Here is a 19,415-nt window from a genome sequence, read left to right as displayed (position 1 = left end):
TGCGCGCGCTGAACGGCTACGCCCCGTCGCACAGGGGCGAGTTCGGCTGTGCGGAGCCGTTCACGCTGCTGAACCGACCGGCTCGCCTTTCCTGTCCCGAGTGGACGGTTTCAGGTTGCCGGTGGTCACGGCGGCGGCCGCGATGAACAGGCCGCCGAGGCCCGCGGCAGCGAACCCCCACGCCGCCGAGGAATGGTCCATCACGAAGCCGACGGCGGGCGAGCCGATCGCGAGCCCGAGGCGGGTGGCGCTGTCGAGCATCCCCATCGCCTCCCCGCGTACCTTGGCCGGGGCGAGATGGCTGATCGCCTCCGCGCCGGCGGCCAATGTCGGCGCGCACATCAGGTTGGTCGGGATGAGCGCAAGTGCGAGTAGCCACCACGGGTCGCCTGCCAGGCCGACCGGCACGACGAGGGCGGCGAGCAGGATCATGAGCGTCGGCTGGGACAGCGATCTGTGCACCGCTCCGTGCGTCAGACCGCCTGCCAGCGAGGCGAGGCACATCACGACGATGACGGCGCTGGTCCACTCGACCTGGTCGTGCTCGCGCAGCATCGCGAGCGCGGCGAGCTCGGTCCCGACGAGGACGAACAGCGCCCCACTCGCCAGTATCAGTGCCCTGGCGAGCCCGGGGGTGAGCCAGTCGCGTAGCGGCGGACGTTCGCCCTTTCGAAGGTGTGTGGTGCCCGCTGTGCGGATCGGGGGGTTGACCAGGTACAGCGCGGTACCGGCGACACCGAAGCAGGCACCGATGGCGGTGAGGGCGATCGTGCTGGACAGCTGGGTCGTCAGCAGGATCCCGGTGGCAGGCCCGAGCATGAACGAGAGCTCGATGAAGATGGAGTCCAGTGAGTAGGCTGTGCGCTGCAGCCGGGCCGGCACGATCGCGGCGAGGATCTGGCGCATGACCGGGCTGGCCGGCACGGCCAGCATCCCCGCGGGAAGCGCGAGGATCAGCAACAACGGGTACGTCAGGTGCGCAGCGCTGATCCAGTAGGTGGCCGAGGCGGCCGTGCAGGTGGCGATCACCGGGCGCAGGCCGTTCCGGTCGAGCATCCTGCCGATGAACGGAGCTGCGGCGGCGGTTCCGACCGTGGTCATCATCCCCACAAGCCCGGCAGCCCCGTACCCCATGCCCAGTGCGCTGACGATGTGCAGGGTGAGGGTGAGCCCCATGGCGGTCATGGGGACACGGGCGAGGAAGGTGAGCAGCATCGCCGTCGGCACCTGGCGGTAGGCGAACATGCGACGGTAGTCCCGCAGCGGCATGCGGACCATCACAACGCATTCTGGTACGGACGTGCAACTGATTTGTCCCGCAGGTCATGGCGAGCGCTACCAGCGGGGACGAGGCCGAGGAGGGGAATGCACACGGCCCCGGTGAGACGGGTGCACTCATCAGGGTGTGGGCCGACCCCGCTTCGGTGGTCGAGGTGGTGACACGGCTCGAGCAGGTCGTGCGCGTGAAGGGGTGACCGGGTCTGCGGCCCGGGACGTGAGTTCAGAACAGTACGTGCTCGCCGGGGCCGCGCGGGGTGGTGCGGTAGCCGACGGGCGCGGCGTCGGTGGGCTGCAGGGGCCAGCCGGCGAGCAGGCGGCCGCTGAGCATGGTCGGGCCGTCGTCGGTGTCGAGTACCAGCTCGGTGCCGACGACCGTGCGGACCGAGCCGGCGAGCACGCAGGTGGGCGTGAGCGTGGTGATGTCGGCAACGGTGCTCGGCAGCCGGTCGAGCCCGAACATCTCGGTGTGCTCGACCTCATGGAAAGGCAGCGGTTCGAGCGCGCTCGGCCATCCGCCGCACCGTACCGCTTGCTGATAGGCGGCTTCGAGCTCCGCGCGGCGTCTCGCCGCCGGTGGGAGGTCCCACAACCCGGCCAGCTTGGTCGTGCGCTTGCGCCGTTCGGGCGCCAGGCGGGCCGCCGCGATCGCGCGTTCGGCCTCGCGGATGACCTCGTGCGGTCCCTGCGCCAGCCAGGTGAATGCCAGAGCACCTTGCTCGGCGAGCCGGTTGTGGCCCCTGCCGACGGTGGTGATACCGACTTTGAGCAGGCCGGGGCCGAACCATGCGAGGTAGAGGTGGAAGGGCCTCGGGTCGACCACCGCGTCCCGCGCGATGGCCCTACCGGGGTCGGTGGCCGCGCACGACCGGCATTGGGTCTCCGAGGTGTTCCTGCTGATGTGGTTGCCGTGCGGGCACCGGCGCCTGTCGTCCTGCCGGACTCCGACGCAGAACCGGGAGGAGCCCAGCCGCACCCGGAGCGGCCTGCCTTCCTCGAGCGCGCTCTCGTGTTCGTAGCCGCTCTCGTCGGCGACGGTGAGCGTGGCGTTCGCGCCTCGCCACCTGATCCCTCCACACAACCCTGCGGGCACTGAATAAGTCGACATAGCGATATATCAATCGAGTAGGTGTCGTGTGAGGAACTCTGTCTGGTCGGCGACGGCGCGCTCGAAGTCCTCGCCGAGGTAGATGTCGAAGTGCCCGATCGGGTAACGCTTGATCTCGGCACGGGGGGCCGTGCTTGCCCACTTCACGGTGTTGTCTGCCGGGCAGAGCGTGTCCTTGTCGGTCACGCACCACAGCGCTGGGCACTCCACGTTCTTGGCCAGCCTGCCAGGCCGGTACAGCGGTACGCGCAGCCCGATCCGCGCGGCGACCCTGTTCTGCCACGTCGACCCGGCCGGGACGAGGGCCTCCATGCCCGCCTTGGCATCCGGGGTGTTCATCATGCCGAGCTGCCCCGGCTCGGCCACGGCGGGAATGTAGTGCGGCGCCTTGCCGAGCAGTGCGCGCGCCTGGTCACGCAGCGCATGCGCGGAGATCCGCATAGCGTGGACGGGAGGTAGCACGCGCATCGTGGCTGCGCCGTCGGAGAACGGGCACTGCGCGACCATCGCCGCGATCCTGCGGTCCTCGGAGGCAAGGCGTACCACGTGACCACCCGAGTACGACGAGCCGAACAGTGCGATCCGGCCAGGGTCGGCCCACGAGATGCCACGTGCCGCGGCGATCGCGGCCCGCCAGTCGTCGAGCTGGCTGCCGATGTCCAGCAGCTGGCGCGGCTGGCCGCCGCTGACGCCGAAGTACCGGTAGTCGAACAGCAGCACGCCGATGCCCGCGGAGGCGAACCGCTCGGCGTAGGAGGTCAGCGCGAGCTCGCGCGTGCCGGTGAAGCCGTGCGCCATCACCACGACCGGGTGCGGGCCGTCGCCGTCCGGACGGTAGAGCCAGGCGGCGCATTCCGTGCCGCGGGACGTGAAGGGGAAGTCTCGGGTCTGCATGTCCCCATCCTCGCGGGGCACCCCACTCCCCCGTCAACGCAGGGTCGCCGGCGCGCCGTGGTGCCGTGCACGACCGGCTCGCGGAGCATCCGCATGCCATGGCCGGGGCCGAGGCCGCGGAGGTCGAGTCGTGGGCGAGCGAGCTGTTCGTCGTTCCGGCGTGTCGGACGGCGTTCGGAGGCTGCGCGGATACACTTTCCGCGAGTTCGTCCGCGAGGCGGGTTACGACCCGCGGTCGGTTACCCGCCTCGCCCGCCATGCGCCCACACGGGGCGCGGCTCACCTTCTCGACCTTGGGGAAGTGCGGTAACGGGCGCTGTGGGTAGCCCTATGGAGTGCCATCTCCCCCGTTCAGGGGTGTGCTGTGCGGTGAGAACCGTGTGGGTTACATTCCCGCGCCACAGAGTGACGGAAGTGCCACAGCGCGGCCTGTCATGACGCAGCGCCGACGACAGCGCTCGCACGACCGCGTGGGTTGATCATCATTTCCGGGGACTTATGCGATCCGGTATTCGCTATGTGATCATCGGCCGAAGCTTGCTCCTCATTCTTCGCCTGGTGCGTGATCGACTCGGCGAGTACGCATGGAATCTGGCGGGAACGCAATCCTCGAGAGGAGTAGCTGATGAGAAGGAAATTCGCTCGCTCGATTGCCGTGGTGGCGGTCGGTAGCCTTTTATCATTGGGTGGTTCGAGTATCGCAGCGGCGAGTGCAGCGGAAAGCGCTGTCGACGAGTCGGCGGGTTCGTCGAGCACGGCGAGCGCAGCGTCGCAGCTCAGTGAGACGCACGCCGAGATCTCCGAGGCGGCCGAGGCCGGAGATGTCGACGGCACGGCCGCCGGGGTCGACCGTGCTCAGTCGTTGCTCGGGGAAATCGCTGGTGGCGAGCGGTACAATCTGCCGAGCGAGGTGAGCGAGAAGGCCGCGGCTGCCCGGACGGAGGCTGACCAGGTCGCTGCGGGCCTCGAGGAGCTCGACGGGACGGAGCCTCGCGTTCTCGGCACGCTGAACAACCTCGTGCAAGGCTTGCTGATGACGATCGCCGACCTGGTCGACAGCGTCCTCGGCGGCGGTATCGGAGCGGATTTGCCCGGCGGTGGTGGGGCTGATTTGCCCGGCGGTGATCTGCCCGAATTGCCGGGCGAAGATTCCGCCGGAGAGTCCGGTGACGAATCAGGGGACGATTCCGGTGAAGCGGAGGAAGAAGGCGACGAATCGGAGGTCGGCCTCCCGTGACGGTGCGCGTCCTCCGGTCCGGTCATTCCTACCGGAACGGGTATTTCTGAGGATTCACATTCCAGCCGGGGTCCGGCGGGCAGAGCCCGCCGGACCCCGGCATGTGCGCGACGGGGCCTCGCCACCAGCACGTGGCCGTGGCGGCGGCGCTAGTGACCGGCCAGGGTGAGGCCGGTGCGCAGGGCCGCGGAGATCTCGGAGGTCGCCTCGCGGAACCGGCCGCCGAGCCCGATGAAGTTGACGAACCCGTGGATCAGGTCCGGTTGCCTGCTCAGGGCGACCGGAACGTTCGCCTTGTGCAGGGCCTCGGCGTAGGCCTCGCCCTCATCGCGGAGCGGGTCGAAGCCTGCGGTGACCACGTAGGCGGGTGGCAGGCCGGACAGGTCGGCCGCCCGCAGCACGGACAGGCGCTCATCGGCCTTGTCGGTACCGGCGGGGAGGTAGAGGTCCTCGAACCAGTCCATGTCCTCGCGGGTAAGGAAGAACCCGTCGGCGAACAGGTCGCGGGACGGGGCTCTGGTGGTGAAGTCGACCGCCGGGTAGATCAGGAGCTGGAAGGCGGGCGCCGGGCCGTTCCGGCGAGTCGTGTGGTGGGCGACCACGGCCGCGAGGTTGCCGCCCGCGCTGTCCCCGCCGACGGCGATGCGGGCCGGGTCGATCTCCAGCTCCGCGGCGTGGCTGTGCGCGTACTCGAACGCGGTGAGGGCGTCGTCGACCGCAGCGGGGAACGGGTTCTCCGGGGCGAGCCGGTAGTCCACCGACAGCACGCGCGCGCCACCCTGCCTGGCCAGCAGGCGAGCGACGTTGTCGTGGCTGTCCACATTGCCGATGACCCACCCGCCGCCGTGGTAGAAGACCAGCAAGGGGGCGGGGGCTGTGACACCGGCGGGACTGTACAGGCGAGCGGCGATGGCGCCATCCGGTGTGGGGATGCGCAGCTCTCGGGTGATCACCGGCTGGATGGTGGGCCCGGCCGTCATCGACGAGGACGCGTCCAGCTGCGCGCGCGCCGCGACGGGATCGTTCGCGCCGCTGAGACTGATCCCGGAGAGGTCGAGCAGTCGCAGCAGCAGCTGGGCGTCGAGGGCGAGCTCCTGGCTGTCGACACGGACCGGCTTGCCTGCTATGCGCCGCCGCACGGCGCGCGGGAGGGCGAAGGCAGCGCGAAGACCGGCTGCTTGCGCGCCCTGGGGTACGCGCTGGGCCAACGTGGTCATGAGACGTCCTCCTGGGAGTTCGGATACCCGGAGTTTGTCATGTGCTCTCGGTCGTGGGGATGGTGGCCTACGGCACAGTCCGGCTCGCACGCCACCGGAATGGCTGGTGGGCTGCGCGGGAACCGACGGCGTGGTGTGTGGCGCGCGTCAACTGTTCGGGTAAGACTGGACCTGAAGTGCTGTCGAGGTCGTACGGTGGTCGGCGTATCCGTGCCCGTATGCCTGGAGAAGTCACGTCATGGCGATCACAGTTGTTGGTATCGGCGGCTCGTTGCGCGCGGGGTCGCAGTCCGAACGCGCGCTGCGCATCGCGCTGGACGGGGCGGCCGATGCGGGGGCAGCGACGAGCGTGATCACCGGTGAGGACCTCGTCCTGCCGTTCTACGACATCGCGTTGAGCGAGCGCACCGCCGAGGCCGAGCAGCTGCTCGATGCGGTCCGCGCCGCCGACGGTGTGGTGATCGCGTCCCCTGGCTATCACGGTGGGCTTTCCGGGCTGGTCAAGAACGCGCTGGACTACATCGAGGACTTGCACGCGGACGAACGTCCGTACCTGCACGGGCGCGCGGTGGGGTCGGTCGCCGTCGCCTTCGGGTGGCAGGCCGCTGTGACCACGCTGAACCAGCTGCGCACGACCGTGCACGCGCTACGCGGCTGGCCGACGCCCCTGGGTGGCGCGGTGAACTCGGTCGAGACGAAGTTCGACGAGGCAGGCGGCGCCAACGAGCCGAGGGTGGAGGCGACCCTGCGCGCGATCGGCGAGCAGGTCGTCGACTTCGCGCGTGGCGAAACCGGAGGGGCCTGACGCCGGGTACCGGACCGGCCCTTCCCGGTGATTCCGCGGATACGGAATCGGGCCGGGCCGCACGGCGGGTGGTGTGCGTTCGCGCTCGGCACGTGGTTGCGTGGTGACAGGCGGGCTCGTTCACAGGACGGGTTGTGCGTCCCGGGCGTGCCTCCAGGCGTCGCTGCTCGCCGGTGCCAACCGGGCCGAGCCGGCCGGGGTGGTCCCGCCCGTCACGTTGTGGACAGGCAGCCCCGCAGACCTATCGCAGTCGACCGGGAACGGAGCGAGGCATGGATGCGCTGTACACGGCGGAAGCCACTGCCAGAGGCGACGGCAGGAACGGAGAGGTGGTCACCTCGGACGGGCTGATCGACGAGACGCTGGCTGTGCCTGCCGAGCTGGGCGGGCCCGGAGGTCAGAGCATCAACCCGGAACAGCTGTTCGCGGCCGGCCACGCTGTCAGCTTCCACGGTGCCTTGCGCAGGCTCGCCGACGAGGCCGGCGTGGAGCTGCCGGAGACAGCCGTAACGGCACAGGTGGATATCGGTGCGGACGTCACCGACACGTACACGCTGGTCGTACGGCTGACGGCGGCACTGCCAGGTCTCGAGGAAGGGCGGGCCAACGAGCTGGTCGCGCAGGCTCACAAGGCGTGCCCCTACTCGCGCGCTACCGAGGGCAACATCGAAGTCGAGGTATCCGCGTCCACCTGAGCCGCGGGACGCTACTGACGCTCGGTGCCGGACGAACCCACTGCGCCATTTTGATGAAACATGTTCTCATTTGATCGGTGTGATGCCTAAACTCCCCGCGACGACACGGCCCCGGTTCCGCTCGGCGGGAGCGGGGCCGCCCGTGGACGCGAGTGGAGGCGACGAATGGCGAGCGGAGGAGGGGATCATGGGGTTCCGCGCAGAACGCTCCTGCGCGGAACCGGCGCGGTCGCGATCGCGGTCTTCGCGCCGCTGACCGGCGGTGGCATGCGGCAGGCCGTTGCGGTACCGCGGGGTTCGGCCGAGCAGCCGCGCTACCTGACGCGTGCCGAGCTGGATACCATGCGCGCGCTTGTCGATCGGATCGTGCCCGAGGACCATGCCACGCCGGGTGGTGCCCGATCCGGGTGCGCGGAGGCCATCGACGGGCTGCTCGGCGCGTTCCGCGAGGACCCGCCACTGATCTTCGCAGGCGCACCGTTCTCCGACAGGGCCGGCAGTCCCGTGAACCACTTCGCCGAGTTCCTCCCGCTGGACTCCTACGAGGAGACGGCCTGGCGGCTACGGATCGAGGGCTCGGGTGACCGGCCGGAACGGGCCTTCAACGGACCTGTCACGGGATTTCAAACCATCTACAGGGACGGCCTTGCCGCGCTGGACGAGGCAGCCGTCGGCGGGCGCCGGTTCGCCGGCCTGACCGCGCCGGAACAGGACCTGTTGCTGGCCACCTCGCGGGACCCCGCTGTGACCGCCCTGATGGATGTGGCGGTGCCGCACACCTTCGAGTTCCAGTACGGCGCGCCCGAGTACGGCGGAAACGTCGACCTCGCCGGCTGGGACTACACGGGGTATCCGGGTGACGTGCAGCCACGAGGCTGGACACGCGAGGAGGTCGAGGAACCCGACCGGCACGCGGGGCCCGTGGCGCCGCTGCCGGGCGTGGTCCCGGGGGACGAGCTGGTGGCTGCTCTCGCGCTGGCCCATCCCGACGCTGTTCGTGGCGTGCTCGCCCGCAGCGGCGGGCTGCTGAGCGGGTTGCGCAGCGAGGTCGGCTCGGCCGTCGCCGCGGCCAAGCGACACGGGGCCGGGGACGGCAAGGAGGGAGGGTCCACTGATGGCTGGTGAGGCCGTGGTCGTCGGTTCGGGGGCCGCGGGCAGCGTCGTGGCCTGGGAGCTCGCGCGCAACGGTTGGTCGGTGACCGTGCTGGAACGGGGCAGGCACCTGCGGGAAGGACTCGGCGAGCGTCCCAGCGGCGAGCTGGGCACGCGGTACGGCAGCGACGAGATCAAGAACGTCTCCCGTGCGATGGGGTTCCCGGACGGGCTGCTCGAGCCGTACACCACCCGTACCCAGGCCGAGGCGGCGGGGGGCACGGCGCGCTCGGCACGCGGCGCGCTCGGCCAGCTGGGCGCGGCCGTCGGGGGTACGACGCTGCACTACAACGCGAAGACACCGCGGTTCTGGAAGCAGGACTTCACGCAGGTGTCCGACCTCGGCCCCGTGGAGGGTGCGCAGGTGGCCGACTGGCCGATCGGTTACGACGACCTCGAGCCGTACTACGACGAGGTCGAGCGGCGCGTCGGAGTCCAGGGAGACATCGATGCGATGCCCTCCCGCACCCTCGAGCAGTCTCCGCGCAGCGCGGGGTTCGAGATGCCGCCGAACCCGGTGCCTTACGTGCGCTCGCTGCTGGCAGAAGGGGCACGGCGGGCGAGTTACTCGACGTACCCGCAACCGGCCGCGGTGAACTCGACCGGGTTCGGCGGCAGGCCCGCGTGCAACTCCTGCGGGCTGTGCTCGGGGTACGGCTGCCCGATCAACGCGCGCGGCGATGCCCTGGTGTCCTGGCTCAACCCCGCGGTGGGAACGGGACAGGTGCGCGTCATCGACAGGGCGTTCGTGCACCGCATCGACACCACCCGGAAGGGCCACCGCGCGCGGCGGGTGGGGTACATGGACATGTCGGGGCGCGAGCACGCGGTCTCCGGTGACATCGTCGTGGTGGCAGGCAGCCCGATCAACACGGCGCGCCTGTTGCTGCTCTCGGCGACCGCAGCGCACCCGGACGGGCTGGGCAACGGCTCCGGCCAGCTCGGCAGGAACATGATGTTCCACAACCTCACGCTCGCTGTTGCGGTGTTCGGCCAGGACGTGCACCCGCTGCGCTCGCAGAGCAACGCGTTGCAGCTGGACGATCTGGTGGGCCCGTTCACCGGCCCCGAGGTCCGGGCCCTCGGAGTGCCGTACGTCAAGGGCGCCATGGTCCAGGTGGGCGGTGGTATGCCGTTGCTGGAGAGCGCGGAGCTGTATGCCGGACTGGTCGGCTACGGGCGGGCGCACAAGGAGCTGATGAAGGCGGCGCTGACCTACACCAGGATCGGCGGTTCGGCCTTGTGGCACGAGGACCTGCCGCAGGCGGACAACCGGGTGGATCTCGACCCGGAGGTGACGGACTTCCTCGGCGTGCCGTCCGCGCGCATCACCTACAGCCCCCACCGGCACGAGAAGGCGGCAGCGATGCTGCTCGGGCCGCGCATGCAGGCGTTCCACCAGCTGGCGCCCGGCGCGATCGCGTCGGCGTTCGTGCCGTACCCGGTGATCCGCGACGGTGCGACATACAGCGCGCACCTCGGTGGTACCGCACGTATGGGTGAGGACCCGGCGACCTCGGTGTGTGACGCGAGCGGGCGGATGCACGAGCTCGACAACGTCTACGTCGCCGACGCCTCCACCTTCCCGACGTTTCCCGGTTTCAACCCGACTCTGACGATCATGGCCAACGCGCTGCGGATCGCGCGCGGCATCGCGGGCGGCGCGCGGCAGGGAAGGAGCTGACATGCCGGACGGTCCGATATCACCGCGGACGAGGCGTACGGCGCTGCGGGCGGGGGCGCTGGCGCTGTCGGTACCGGTGCTCGGCGCGTCCGGGGTCGCCGCGGCGAGCCCCGGGCGACGGTCCGGTTCCCGGCCGTTCCGGGTTCTGGTGTTCTCCCGCACCGCAGGCTTCCGGCACACGTCCATTCCGGACGGAATCGCTGCGATCGAGGAGCTGGGGGCGAGCAACGGCTTCGGTGTCGATGCCACGGAGGACCCGGCCGTGTTCGACGCAGGCGAGCTCAGCCGCTACAGCGCCGTGATCTTTCTGAACACCACGGGAACCGTCCTGGACACCGCGGAGCAGCGACGGGCTCTCGAACGCTACATCAGCGCGGGCGGCGGGTATGTCGGCGTGCATTCCGCATCGGACACCGAGTACGACTGGCCGTTCTACGGACGGCTCGTCGGTGCCTACTTCCACACGCACCCGATCCAGCAGGCGGCGCGTTTCGACAACGAGGCTCCGGAGCATCCCGCGACCGCGCACCTGCCTGACCGGTTCACCGTGTTCGACGAGTTCTACTCGTTCGACCACAACCCGCGACCGGAGGTGCATGTGCTACTGACGATCGACGAGCGTACCTACCTGCCGGACCCGAACACCAGCAACATCCCCTTCGACGGCGGCGGGGAGTTCAATGAGGACTTCCTGCCGGGCGAGAGTGGCCGCATGGGCGACCACCCGATGAGCTGGTGCCACAGCAACCTCGGCGGGACGTCGTTCTACACCGCGCTCGGCGACGAGAGCTACCTGTACCGCACCGAGTGGTTCCGCCAGCACCTGCTCGGCGGCATCCTCCTCGCCGCGGGCCGGCTGCGAGCACACAGCCCCGGCTAGGTGGGAGCCGAAGGTGACATTGGGCTCCTTCTATGGAACCGCTGTCACCTCCGGCTCCCACCTGCCTCCGGAATGGCGGGGCCGGTCACGCCGCGGCGACGTACGGGTGTTCGGCGCGTGCCGTGCGCAGTGCACGCGACCACCATGTCAGCTGGTCCAGCATGAGCTTCGCCGCGCCGTCCACGCCGGGTGAGCTCGGCCAGCCGAGCCGGTCGGTGTGCCCGAGGTCGATGCTCACGCCGTCGCGGGTCGTGGTTGCGTGCACCTCGGCGAACACCTGGCGCAGCTGCTCCACGGCGCGGATGCCTTTGGCCGCGCCGCCATAGGAGACGAAGGCGACGGGCTTGGCGGACCACTCGTCGTAGAACCAGTCGATGGCGTTCTTCAGCGCGGCCGGGTAGCCGTGGTTGTACTCGGGCGTGACGACGACGAAGCCGTCCGCGGCGGCCAGTCGCTCGCCCACCGCGGTCACCTCGGCCGGGAGGGATCCGTCGTCATTGTCCGCCAGTACGACCGGCAGCCGGGCGTCGGCGAGATCGATCAGGTCGACCTCGATGTCCGTGCGGGACCGGGTCTGGGTCAGGAACCAGTCCGCGATCGGCTTACCGGCGCGGCCCGGGCGGGTGCTTCCGATGATGACGGCGATACGGAGCCGGTCGATGGTCGTGGTGGGCGCTGTGCTGCTGGACATTCGTTCCTCCTGCGTCTGGTATGCCTTCGGCGCGTCGCACACCGAAGGCGCGAGATCGGATCTGGCGACGCGAGGCGGCGCCCGGAGGGGAGCCCGATGTCACGTTCGGTTCCCTAGAAGAACCCGATGTCACCTTGGGCTCCCACCTGCCGGTCGGTCAGAGCGACCAGGACATCGCCCGGGAGGGCTGGTAACGGCACGTGACACCGGTGGACACGGTCGCGCGCAGGTGCTCGGCGAGCTGGGGGTGGTGCTCGTCGAGCCTGCGCAGCGAGTCCCGGATGCGCGCCGTGACCGTCTTGCGCGCGCGTTCGCCGCTGTCGCCGAGCTTCCGCGCGCGCCCGGCCAGCCCGCTCGCGGTACGCATCTCGTCCAGCAGGGCCTGTCGCTCCTGGTCCAGAGCCGCCGCCCGCGTGTCGTCGTGCCGGTCGAGCGCGCGATCGATCTCCTCGCCGAGCTCGGTCAGCCGCAGCTGGTACTCCGCCTTCGCACGCTCGTCGAGAACCGGGTCGGCGCCGAGGACCCGCTCGGCACGCATGGTGTCCCCGCCGTCCGGCTTGACCAGTTCGATCGCGGGGATCTCGGTCCCCGGCCTGCTGAGCAGCGCGTGCAGGTCACGCAGGCCCTTGGCGTCCGGCAGGTGGACGGTCCGTCCCGCGAATGTCAGGTTCCACACCCGACCGTCGTGGCGGAACTCGTCGCGCGAGCGCTCCGCGCCCGGCGTACCCGTCGCGGGGGGTCCTTCCGCCGCGCCCGGCGACTCCGGCGCGGCGGCGATGCCGTCCGACTCGGCCGGTGCGGCCGTGACGCTCCTGGCGCGTTCGGCTGTGTCGCGCATGCCGATCTCGGTGGCCGCACGATCCACTTCGGACAACAACTCCGCGGCGGCCGCGGCATCGCCGGGTGCCCCGCGACCCAGTAGCGCGCGAGCCAGGTGCAGGCGCGCGTCGATCGACCACGGGCGGGCGTCGAGGGCGTCGGCGGCGTCCCGCGCGGTCGTGAACCCCTCGATGGCCTCGTCCCAGCGCATCTCGGCCGCGTCGAGCTGGGCGAGCCAGAAGCTGTACGGCCCGTAGCACGTCCCGCCACCGGCGACCACGGCCCACAGGTCCCGGTACGGGGCAATCGACGCACGCGCCTGCTCGCACAGCTCGGCGTCAGCCGTACCCGCCGCGACCTGCGCCTGGGCGCGTAGCACGACGGGAGTGAACATTCCCGGGTACTCGTCGCGGAGTGCGATCATGCCGGGCAGGCGGTGCCGGACGCTCTCGGCGTCACCACGCTGCGCGGCGGTGACGACTTCCGGGATCAGCGCGTACTCCGAGCCGTCACCGCGATACTTCTCGATCACCCGGTCGGCCGTGTCGAAGTCACCCTCCATCAGCGACAGGGCCCAGCGCTGCTCCTGCCACAGGCGGAACCGGTCCGCTTCCTCGAGGTGCTCACCGATCGCGAAGGCGCTGTCGATGGCCTCGCGGGCCTCGTCGAACCGGCCCTGCAGGGTGGCGATCGCCCCTGTCCTGGAACGAGCCAGGAAGCGGAACCGGGGCAGCTGCGAGCGCTCGGCGATCGTCACGAACGAGCTGTGCGCGTCGAGTGCGCGCGGGTCGCCCTGCTCGAGCAGGGCGACCATGCGCAGCAGCGTCCCGTGCATCTCCAGCTCGATGTCGTGGTTACGCAGCCCGACCGTGATCATTTCCTCGGCCAGCGCCACCCGTTCGGGCGCGGTCCCCGGCTTCCAGATCGTGTCGTGCCGTGCCAGCAGGCTGAAACCGACCGCCTCGTCGTCACCGCAGGTGCGTGCGAGGTCGACGGCGCGGGCGCTGAGATCCGTGGCCTGCCGGTCCCCCGGCGTCGCGTGCGCGCGTGTCCTGCCCGCCGCGGCCAGCGTGCGCACGATCAGGGGGTCGTCCTTGGCGAGGTCGTGTTCGGCCAGCCGAGCCAGTGCCTCGTCGAGAAGGTCGATCTCGCGCCTTCCGTCCGTATCCGGTTCGGCGAGTCCGAGGCCGTGCCGTCCCAGCGCTGCACGCGCGAGCGGGCGCGGGTCGTCGAGCTCGCGCGCGACCAGCACGACCTCGTCGAAGGTGGCCCGTGCCTGCGTGAGCAGGCCCGCGCAGTGCTGCGCCGAACCCAGCTCCAGCGCGATCCGCGCGTACAGTGCCGGATCGTCGTCGGGGACCAGCTCGAGCGCGCGTTCGTAGTGGCCGGTGAGCTCCTCCGGGGCGAGCCTGCCGCAGGCGTCGGTCGCGGCCGCCAGCAGGTACTCTCTGGCGTCCTCGGGTGCGATCTCGGGAACGGCGAGGTAGGCGTGGTGGGCCAGGTCGCCGGGCCCGAACGTTCCGGGATAGACCTTCGCGCGTCGCATGCCGCGCACCACGGCAGCGTGCCTCCGTCGTGCCTCGACGCGGTCCATGCGCGCATGCAGCGCCTCGCGTACGAGGTCGTGGACGAACGCGTAGCAGCCCGGGTCGACGGTGGTCACCAACCGTGCGGAGGCGGCCCGGCCGAGCAGCCCGTCGAGCTCGGTGGTTCCGGTTCCGGCAGCGGCGGCGAGTGCCTCCCTGTCGAACTCGCGACCGAGGATCGCTGCCGTGGACAGCAGGTCCACAACCTCGGCAGGAAGGTGTGCCAGCCGGGCGTCCAGGGTTTCCCGGATGCCGGGCGTGATCGCCTCCGTCGAGCCACCGCTGTGCCACAGCCGGACCGCCTGCTCGACGAAGAACGGGTTGCCGCCGGTGCGGCGGTGCACCGCGGCCGCGGTGTCCTCGCTGGGCATCTCGCCTACGGTGCGGGCGACGACCTCGCGCACCTGCTCGACGTCGAGTCCCGTCAGGGTGATGGTGGTGGCCTTCGTCAGTAGCGGAGGGAATGTCTCCCGCAACGGGTGCTCGGCGGAGTCGACCTCGACGTCCCGGTAGGTGCCGATGAGTAGCAGCCGCTCGAACCAGGTGTGCCGCGCGACGAACTCGAGCAACCTGACCGACGCGGGGTCCGCCCAGTGCAGGTCGTCGAGTACCACGACGAGTGGCCTGTGCTGCGAGATCATGACGAGCGCGCTGGTCACCGTGTCCTGGACGCGGAACGTGGCGTCCCCGGCCGCCTCGGCACTGTCCGGCGCGTCGCCGGCCTCCCCGAGCAGGTATGCCAGGCCCCGCCCAGCCACCGACTCCACGGCCCGCCACTCATCGGGGGTGGATGTCCGGCGCAGACCGCGGACTACCTGCACCCATGGCCAGTAGTCGGGTGCACCTTCCCGGTCCCAGGTGGCGGCGTTGAGCACGAGGGCGCCTTGCGCGCCTGCTTCCCTTGCGGCCTCGATGACCAGGGAGGTCTTGCCGATGCCGGCCTCTCCGGCCACCAGTACGAGGCCGCCGTGGCTGTGCACCGTCCGGTCGAGCTCGGCACGCAGCACGGTGCGCGGATGGTCGCGGCCGACCAGCCGAGATGCCGTCACGACGTGATCGCCTCCCCGGGGGTGTGCCGTGTGGCGGACGGTGTCTCGCGCTGCGAGATCGAGTCTCGCGCCTGATGTGGTGATGACTCAACGCTACCGAAGGGACTCCATGGCTACGACGCACGCGGCAGGATCCGCACCGTCCGGAGGCGTGGGCCGCGCCACGTGGCGCGAGTGGCTGGGGCTGGCGGTCCTGACGTTGCCGGTACTGGTGCTGGCCACGGACCTGACCGTGCTGTTCCTCGCCATGCCTTCGATCGCGACCGATCTGCAGCCCGGCACGGCACAGATGCTGTGGATCCTGCACGTCTACGGCTTCCTCGTCGGCGGTTTCCTGATCACCATGGGCAGGTTGGGTGATCGCGTCGGCCGCCGCAGGCTGTTGCTGGTCGGCGCGGCCGTCTTCGCGGCACTCGTGGTCGTCGCGGCGTACTCCACCAGCGCGCAGATGCTCATCGGGGCGCGCGCACTGCTCGGCGTGGCCGGTGCGACGCTGATGCCCTCGTCCTTCGCCCTGCTGCGCAACATGTTCCACGATGGCGGGCAGCGCAGGTTCGCGATCTCGTTGCTGACGGGCGCGTTCACGGCAGGGGGTGCGCTGGGGCCGGTGCTGGGCGGGGCCCTGCTGGAGTTGTTCTGGTGGGGTTCGGTGTTCCTGGTCAACCTGCCTGCCCTCGTGTTGCTGGTGGCGGTGGGACCGTTCGTGCTACCGGAGTACCGCGACCCGCACTCGCTGCCGCTCGACGTCATCAGCGTGGGCCTGTCGCTCGGCGCGGTACTCGGGGTGATCTACGGGTTGCAGGAGATGGTCGAACACGGGTTCCGGCCGGCCTACCTGGTTCCTGTCGTGGCCGGACTGGTGTTCGCGGTGGTGTTCGTACGCAGGCAGCTACGGCTGGCCGATCCGTTGCTGGACCTGAGCCTGTTCGCCGACCGTAGATTCAGCGCGTCCGTGGGGGCCGTCCTGCTCACCGTGTTCGCGCTCGGGGGACTGCTGTTCCTGCTCACGCAGTACCTGCAATGGGCGGCCGGGCTGTCCCCGCTGAGTGCGGGTGTGTGGATGCTGCCGTTCGCGGGCGCGAACCTGGTCGGTGCGCTGCTCGCGCCGCTGTTCGCGCGATGGATGCGGCACGCGTACGCGATGGGAACAGGCTCGCTGCTCGGCGCGCTCGGCCTTGCCTTCGCCGCGCTGATGGCCGGGGTGGGGGTCGCGGGCGTCGGAGCGGGTGTCGTGGTGACGCTGGGCAGTGACTTGATCATCGGCACGGCCCCTCCGGAGCGCGCGGGTTCGGCCGCGTCGGTGCAGGAGGTCGCCGGTGAGATGGGACAGGCGCTCGGTACCGCGATGCTCGGCAGCCTGGGACTGCTGGTGTACGGGCGGAGCGTGCTGGACCACCTGCCAGCAGGGGTGCCCGAGGACGCGGCCGCCGCCGCGCGCGGCGGTCCGGCCGAAGGCTTCGGCGCTGCCGAACGGCTGCCTGCCGAGACCGGAGCGAGGCTGCTCGACGTCCTGCGCGAGGCGTTCGGCCACGGGTTGGTCGCGGCGATGTCGGTCGGCGTGGTGGTCTTTCTCGTGCTGTTCGCGGCTGTTCCGGCGCTGTTGGCCCGGTCGGGTGTGCCTGAGTGAGGGTGAGCCAGCGATGAGTCAGCCGTGCGCGCACACCGGCTGCGGACAGGTGCCTGACAGATCGATGGTTAGACGCCGGCGTTCACGGGTCCTTCCTCGTCGGACTCCAAGGTGGCTTCCCACAGCCAGGACTGGTCGGATGTGCGCAGGACGTTGAGGATGGTCACGGCTGAGGCTTGCAGGACCCGCCGGCCCTTGCGGGTGATCGCGACCTGGTAGGCGCGGCCGTCGGCGTCGGCGCGGTAGCGGTCCAGCATGCCGCGGTCCTCGAGCTGGCTGATCAGTCGGGAAACGCGCGGCTGTGATCGGTCGATATGCTTGCAGACCTCAGTGAGGGCCGTCTTTCCCCGGTGTGTGGCGAGGAAATGAAGGACTTCATAACCGCTTATGCACAGCGCGTGACGGGTGCTGAGCTCGGATTCGATGGTTGCGTTGAGTTGTTCGATCGGTTTGACGAACGCGCGCCATTTCTGGAGCGCCTGAAACGCCTGGTCATGCGTGCTCATCTTATCCTCCTCGCGCTTGCGCGACGTATGCGCGGCTGTGTTGAGGGTACCTCTTCCGGCTCTTGCCATCCCAGTTGAGGGGTGTAATATGCTCGGGCATATATTTCCATAAGCAGGCATATTGATCCTGGACGAGAGCCCGTACGGGCAGGTGGGGGGATGTGATGTCGCTCGAGCACGAGAGCGCGCAGGAGACTGGAAAGGGGGCAGTGGTCAGTGTGGAGGACGGCCACCGACCGTGGAGCATCCTGGCGGTCGTCGGTATCGCGCAGATGCTGGCCATGCTCGACTCGACGGTGGTGAACGTGGCGCTGCCGTCGATCGGCGATGACCTCAGCGTGAGTTCCCAGGCACTTCAATGGACGATCAGCGGTTACGTCCTCACGTACGGTTCCCTGCTGCTGTTCGGCGGCCGGCTAGCGGATGCGCTGGGGCGACGGCTGGTGTTCCTGCTCGGGGTCTCGCTGTTCGTGGTGGCCTCGGTCGGGGCGGGATTGGCCTCAACCGGCGCTGTGCTGGTCACGTCCCGGGTGGTGCAGGGGGTCGGCGCCGCGGTGTTGTCCGCGTCGGCGTTGTCGATCATCATCGCGACGTACCGGTCGGACCGGCAGCGCAACATCGCTCTGACGGTGTGGAGTGGTCTCGGCGTCATTGGCGCCACCATCGGGGTCATCTTCGGCGGCCTCGTGGTGGAGTACGTCTCGTGGCGCTGGGTGTTTCTGGCCAATGTGCCGATCGGTGTGGTGCTTGCTCTGGCCGCGCTACAGGCCGTGGCACCGATGCGCCGCGAGCCGGGTTCCCGGCGGCTTCCGTTGCGGCTGCCGAGCGCGGTGGCGGTGACGTTCGCGCTGTGCTGTATGTCCTATGCCTTCATCGACCTGCAGGACGGTGCAGATCGGTCGCGGCCGTGGGGCTTTCTTGTGGTCGGCGCCGTCGTTTTGGCGGCCATTGTGGAGTACGAACGCCGCTCGACGGATCCGTTGCTGCCGCTGTTCTTGATGCGGATCAAGACGTTCTCGCTTGCCTGTGCAGGCATGGTGATGGCTGCGACACTGCTGCTCGGGTCGTTGTATCTGGGGAGTAACTACTTCCAGAAGGCTGGCGGATTGACCCCGTTGGAGACGGGGTTCGCCCTGCTGCCGCTGTGCGCAGGCTCTCTGGTCGCGGCCTTCGGCATCCCGAGCGTCGCCGAGAAGATCGGAATGCCGAGGGTCTACCTCGGCGGCGTGCTGGTGCAGTTCCTGGCCGTAGTGGCCCTGGCCGCGGTCATCTGGAACGTCGGTTCGTCCGTTCCGACGGGTGTGGTGATCGCCCTGCTTGGGGTGTACGGCCTGGGTCTTCCCACCATGTTCGTGCCGCTGTACACGTTCGGCGCGGCCGAGATTCCCGAGCGGCACAGCGGAACCGGGTCCGGACTGCTGAACACGTTCAACGAGGCCGGTGCCGGCATAGGGTTGGCGATCGTCGCGCCGGTCGCCGCTTACATCGCCGGCACACAGGCTTCCGGCGGAACTCCCGCGCCATCGGCCGAAGCTCATGGCATCGCGGCCGGATTCACCGTGGCCGGCGCGTGCTCGCTCATCGCTGGCCTCATCGCCGTCGCGATCGTCCGGGCCTTCCGGATAGCCGAGACCGCCGGGACGTGACCCGCACCGCCCCGGGTATGCCGCGGCCCCGGGTGTGTGCCGTAGGTCGGGCGTCCGCTCGTTCGAGGTAACGAGTGGACGCCCGACCTATTCATGCCGAGACGCGGAGGCGGGCGGCGGATTGCCGGGCGTCTGATGTGCCGCACCCCTGGCGAATGCGGACGCGCTCGTCACCCGGCTCGGTCGCTGGACCACTTCCACAACGGGTAGATGCGTTCCGCAAGACTCCGGCCAGAGGCTGTGAGGTCGTAGCGCACGCCCGGCGGCCGACCGTCGACGATCTCGCGGCGGACCAGGCCTTCCTCCTCGAGGATTTTCAAGGTGTTCGTCAACGTCTTGGAGTTCGTGCAGCTCATTTCCCGTTGAACTTCGGTGAAACGTAACGGTCCGGGAAATAGATTGATGAGTACACCGGTTGCCCACTTCTTCGAAAGCAGCGTGAATAGCGCATGAACGTGATCCCACTCGTTTTCGTCGGTCACATCTCCCCCATTCCACGGATTCGGCGAGCACGTAGTGTCATGCCGAACACTTCATGTTG

17 protein-coding genes are annotated in these 19,415 nt (G+C 69.6%); 9 read left to right on the top strand and 8 right to left on the bottom strand.

Translation table 11 applies throughout. The features are described from left to right. Positions 1-60: 60 nt before the first annotated feature. On the bottom strand, positions 61-1,278 hold the full coding sequence (locus CHB84_RS13515) for an MFS transporter (protein ID WP_342743965.1): 1,218 nt from the start codon (positions 1,276-1,278) through the stop codon (positions 61-63). 47 nt (positions 1,279-1,325) lie between these two features. Here CHB84_RS13515 and CHB84_RS22920 point away from each other — a divergent pair, with 47 nt between their 5' ends. Continuing rightward, complete coding sequence (locus CHB84_RS22920; RefSeq protein ID WP_176439944.1) at positions 1,326-1,475, top strand: hypothetical protein; 150 nt, start codon at positions 1,326-1,328, stop codon at positions 1,473-1,475. Positions 1,476-1,501: 26 nt separating this feature from the next. Here CHB84_RS22920 and CHB84_RS13510 read toward each other — a convergent pair whose 3' ends face one another. Both CHB84_RS13510 and CHB84_RS13505 read right to left on the bottom strand, forming a co-directional pair. Further along, positions 1,502-2,386 (bottom strand): DUF2797 domain-containing protein, encoded by an 885-nt coding sequence (locus CHB84_RS13510; RefSeq protein WP_089301948.1) that lies wholly within the window; start codon positions 2,384-2,386, stop codon positions 1,502-1,504. A 9-nt stretch (positions 2,387-2,395) separates the two neighbouring features. Continuing rightward, on the bottom strand, positions 2,396-3,280 hold the full coding sequence (locus tag CHB84_RS13505) for an alpha/beta hydrolase (protein WP_089301947.1): 885 nt from the start codon (positions 3,278-3,280) through the stop codon (positions 2,396-2,398). A 625-nt stretch (positions 3,281-3,905) separates the two neighbouring features. On the opposite strand from CHB84_RS13505, the gene CHB84_RS13500 reads away from it, so the two are divergent. Beyond that, positions 3,906-4,517 (top strand): hypothetical protein, encoded by a 612-nt coding sequence (locus CHB84_RS13500; protein ID WP_141134679.1) that lies wholly within the window; start codon positions 3,906-3,908, stop codon positions 4,515-4,517. A 149-nt stretch (positions 4,518-4,666) separates the two neighbouring features. On the opposite strand, the gene CHB84_RS13495 is transcribed toward CHB84_RS13500, so the two are convergent. Then, positions 4,667-5,734 carry an alpha/beta hydrolase gene (locus tag CHB84_RS13495; RefSeq protein WP_089301945.1) on the bottom strand — a complete coding sequence of 356 codons (1,068 nt, stop codon included), beginning with the start codon at positions 5,732-5,734 and terminating at the stop codon, positions 4,667-4,669. A 238-nt stretch (positions 5,735-5,972) separates the two neighbouring features. Between CHB84_RS13495 and CHB84_RS13490 the strand changes: the two genes are divergently transcribed. The 5 genes from CHB84_RS13490 to CHB84_RS13470 all read left to right on the top strand — a co-directional run bounded on the left by CHB84_RS13490 (position 5,973) and on the right by CHB84_RS13470 (position 10,950). Continuing rightward, positions 5,973-6,539, top strand: coding sequence for an NADPH-dependent FMN reductase (locus CHB84_RS13490; protein ID WP_089301944.1), 567 nt, complete (start codon positions 5,973-5,975; stop codon positions 6,537-6,539). 272 nt (positions 6,540-6,811) lie between these two features. Next, positions 6,812-7,234: an Ohr family peroxiredoxin gene (locus tag CHB84_RS13485; protein WP_089301943.1), complete on the top strand. Its 423-nt coding sequence runs from the start codon at positions 6,812-6,814 to the stop codon at positions 7,232-7,234. Between the two features lie 165 nt (positions 7,235-7,399). Then, entirely contained in the window at positions 7,400-8,359 is a 960-nt protein-coding gene (locus tag CHB84_RS13480) for a gluconate 2-dehydrogenase subunit 3 family protein (protein ID WP_089301942.1), read from the top strand. Further along, positions 8,349-10,070 (top strand): GMC family oxidoreductase, encoded by a 1,722-nt coding sequence (locus CHB84_RS13475; RefSeq protein WP_089301941.1) that lies wholly within the window; start codon positions 8,349-8,351, stop codon positions 10,068-10,070. The genes CHB84_RS13480 and CHB84_RS13475 overlap by 11 nt, the downstream gene beginning before the upstream one ends. A 1-nt stretch (position 10,071) precedes the next feature. Then, positions 10,072-10,950 carry a ThuA domain-containing protein gene (locus tag CHB84_RS13470; protein ID WP_089301940.1) on the top strand — a complete coding sequence of 293 codons (879 nt, stop codon included), beginning with the start codon at positions 10,072-10,074 and terminating at the stop codon, positions 10,948-10,950. An 85-nt stretch (positions 10,951-11,035) separates the two neighbouring features. Here CHB84_RS13470 and CHB84_RS13465 read toward each other — a convergent pair whose 3' ends face one another. Then, on the bottom strand, positions 11,036-11,641 hold the full coding sequence (locus CHB84_RS13465) for an NADPH-dependent FMN reductase (protein ID WP_089301939.1): 606 nt from the start codon (positions 11,639-11,641) through the stop codon (positions 11,036-11,038). Between the two features lie 157 nt (positions 11,642-11,798). After that, a complete protein-coding gene (locus CHB84_RS13460) occupies positions 11,799-15,095 on the bottom strand; it encodes an ATP-binding protein (protein WP_089301938.1) in 3,297 nt (1,098 codons plus the stop codon). Positions 15,096-15,204: 109 nt separating this feature from the next. Between CHB84_RS13460 and CHB84_RS13455 the strand changes: the two genes are divergently transcribed. After that, entirely contained in the window at positions 15,205-16,722 is a 1,518-nt protein-coding gene (locus CHB84_RS13455) for an MFS transporter (protein WP_089301937.1), read from the top strand. A 68-nt stretch (positions 16,723-16,790) separates the two neighbouring features. Here CHB84_RS13455 and CHB84_RS13450 read toward each other — a convergent pair whose 3' ends face one another. Further along, a complete protein-coding gene (locus CHB84_RS13450) occupies positions 16,791-17,228 on the bottom strand; it encodes a MarR family winged helix-turn-helix transcriptional regulator (protein ID WP_176439943.1) in 438 nt (145 codons plus the stop codon). A 164-nt stretch (positions 17,229-17,392) separates the two neighbouring features. Here CHB84_RS13450 and CHB84_RS13445 point away from each other — a divergent pair, with 164 nt between their 5' ends. Further along, complete coding sequence (locus CHB84_RS13445; protein WP_217898538.1) at positions 17,393-18,874, top strand: MFS transporter; 1,482 nt, start codon at positions 17,393-17,395, stop codon at positions 18,872-18,874. 170 nt (positions 18,875-19,044) lie between these two features. On the opposite strand, the gene CHB84_RS13440 is transcribed toward CHB84_RS13445, so the two are convergent. After that, positions 19,045-19,356: a winged helix-turn-helix transcriptional regulator gene (locus CHB84_RS13440; RefSeq protein ID WP_089301935.1), complete on the bottom strand. Its 312-nt coding sequence runs from the start codon at positions 19,354-19,356 to the stop codon at positions 19,045-19,047. Positions 19,357-19,415: the final 59 nt, after the last annotated feature.

The organism is Haloechinothrix alba (genome assembly GCF_900188115.1).
GTDB lineage: Bacteria > Actinomycetota > Actinomycetes > Mycobacteriales > Pseudonocardiaceae > Haloechinothrix > Haloechinothrix alba.
The sequence above is the reverse complement of the archived record's forward strand: the minus strand, read 5'-3'. Positions and strand labels throughout refer to the sequence as shown.

What these genes read in the sequence shown, in the direction of transcription:
- CHB84_RS13490 (WP_089301944.1), top strand. Translation starts at nt 5,973, where the DNA reads ATGGCGATCACAGTTGTTGGTATCGGCGGCTCGTTGCGCGCGGGGTCG.
- CHB84_RS13465 (WP_089301939.1), bottom strand. Translation starts at nt 11,641, where the DNA reads ATGTCCAGCAGCACAGCGCCCACCACGACCATCGACCGGCTCCGTATC.
- CHB84_RS13455 (WP_089301937.1), top strand. Translation starts at nt 15,205, where the DNA reads ATGGCTACGACGCACGCGGCAGGATCCGCACCGTCCGGAGGCGTGGGC.
- CHB84_RS13485 (WP_089301943.1), top strand. Translation starts at nt 6,812, where the DNA reads ATGGATGCGCTGTACACGGCGGAAGCCACTGCCAGAGGCGACGGCAGG.
- CHB84_RS13475 (WP_089301941.1), top strand. Translation starts at nt 8,349, where the DNA reads ATGGCTGGTGAGGCCGTGGTCGTCGGTTCGGGGGCCGCGGGCAGCGTC.
- CHB84_RS13500 (WP_141134679.1), top strand. Translation starts at nt 3,906, where the DNA reads ATGAGAAGGAAATTCGCTCGCTCGATTGCCGTGGTGGCGGTCGGTAGC.
- CHB84_RS22920 (WP_176439944.1), top strand. Translation starts at nt 1,326, where the DNA reads ATGGCGAGCGCTACCAGCGGGGACGAGGCCGAGGAGGGGAATGCACAC.
- CHB84_RS13445 (WP_217898538.1), top strand. Translation starts at nt 17,393, where the DNA reads ATGTCGCTCGAGCACGAGAGCGCGCAGGAGACTGGAAAGGGGGCAGTG.
- CHB84_RS13495 (WP_089301945.1), bottom strand. Translation starts at nt 5,734, where the DNA reads ATGACCACGTTGGCCCAGCGCGTACCCCAGGGCGCGCAAGCAGCCGGT.
- CHB84_RS13480 (WP_089301942.1), top strand. Translation starts at nt 7,400, where the DNA reads ATGGCGAGCGGAGGAGGGGATCATGGGGTTCCGCGCAGAACGCTCCTG.
- CHB84_RS13470 (WP_089301940.1), top strand. Translation starts at nt 10,072, where the DNA reads ATGCCGGACGGTCCGATATCACCGCGGACGAGGCGTACGGCGCTGCGG.
- CHB84_RS13450 (WP_176439943.1), bottom strand. Translation starts at nt 17,228, where the DNA reads ATGAGCACGCATGACCAGGCGTTTCAGGCGCTCCAGAAATGGCGCGCG.
- CHB84_RS13515 (WP_342743965.1), bottom strand. Translation starts at nt 1,278, where the DNA reads ATGGTCCGCATGCCGCTGCGGGACTACCGTCGCATGTTCGCCTACCGC.
- CHB84_RS13505 (WP_089301947.1), bottom strand. Translation starts at nt 3,280, where the DNA reads ATGCAGACCCGAGACTTCCCCTTCACGTCCCGCGGCACGGAATGCGCC.
- CHB84_RS13510 (WP_089301948.1), bottom strand. Translation starts at nt 2,386, where the DNA reads ATGTCGACTTATTCAGTGCCCGCAGGGTTGTGTGGAGGGATCAGGTGG.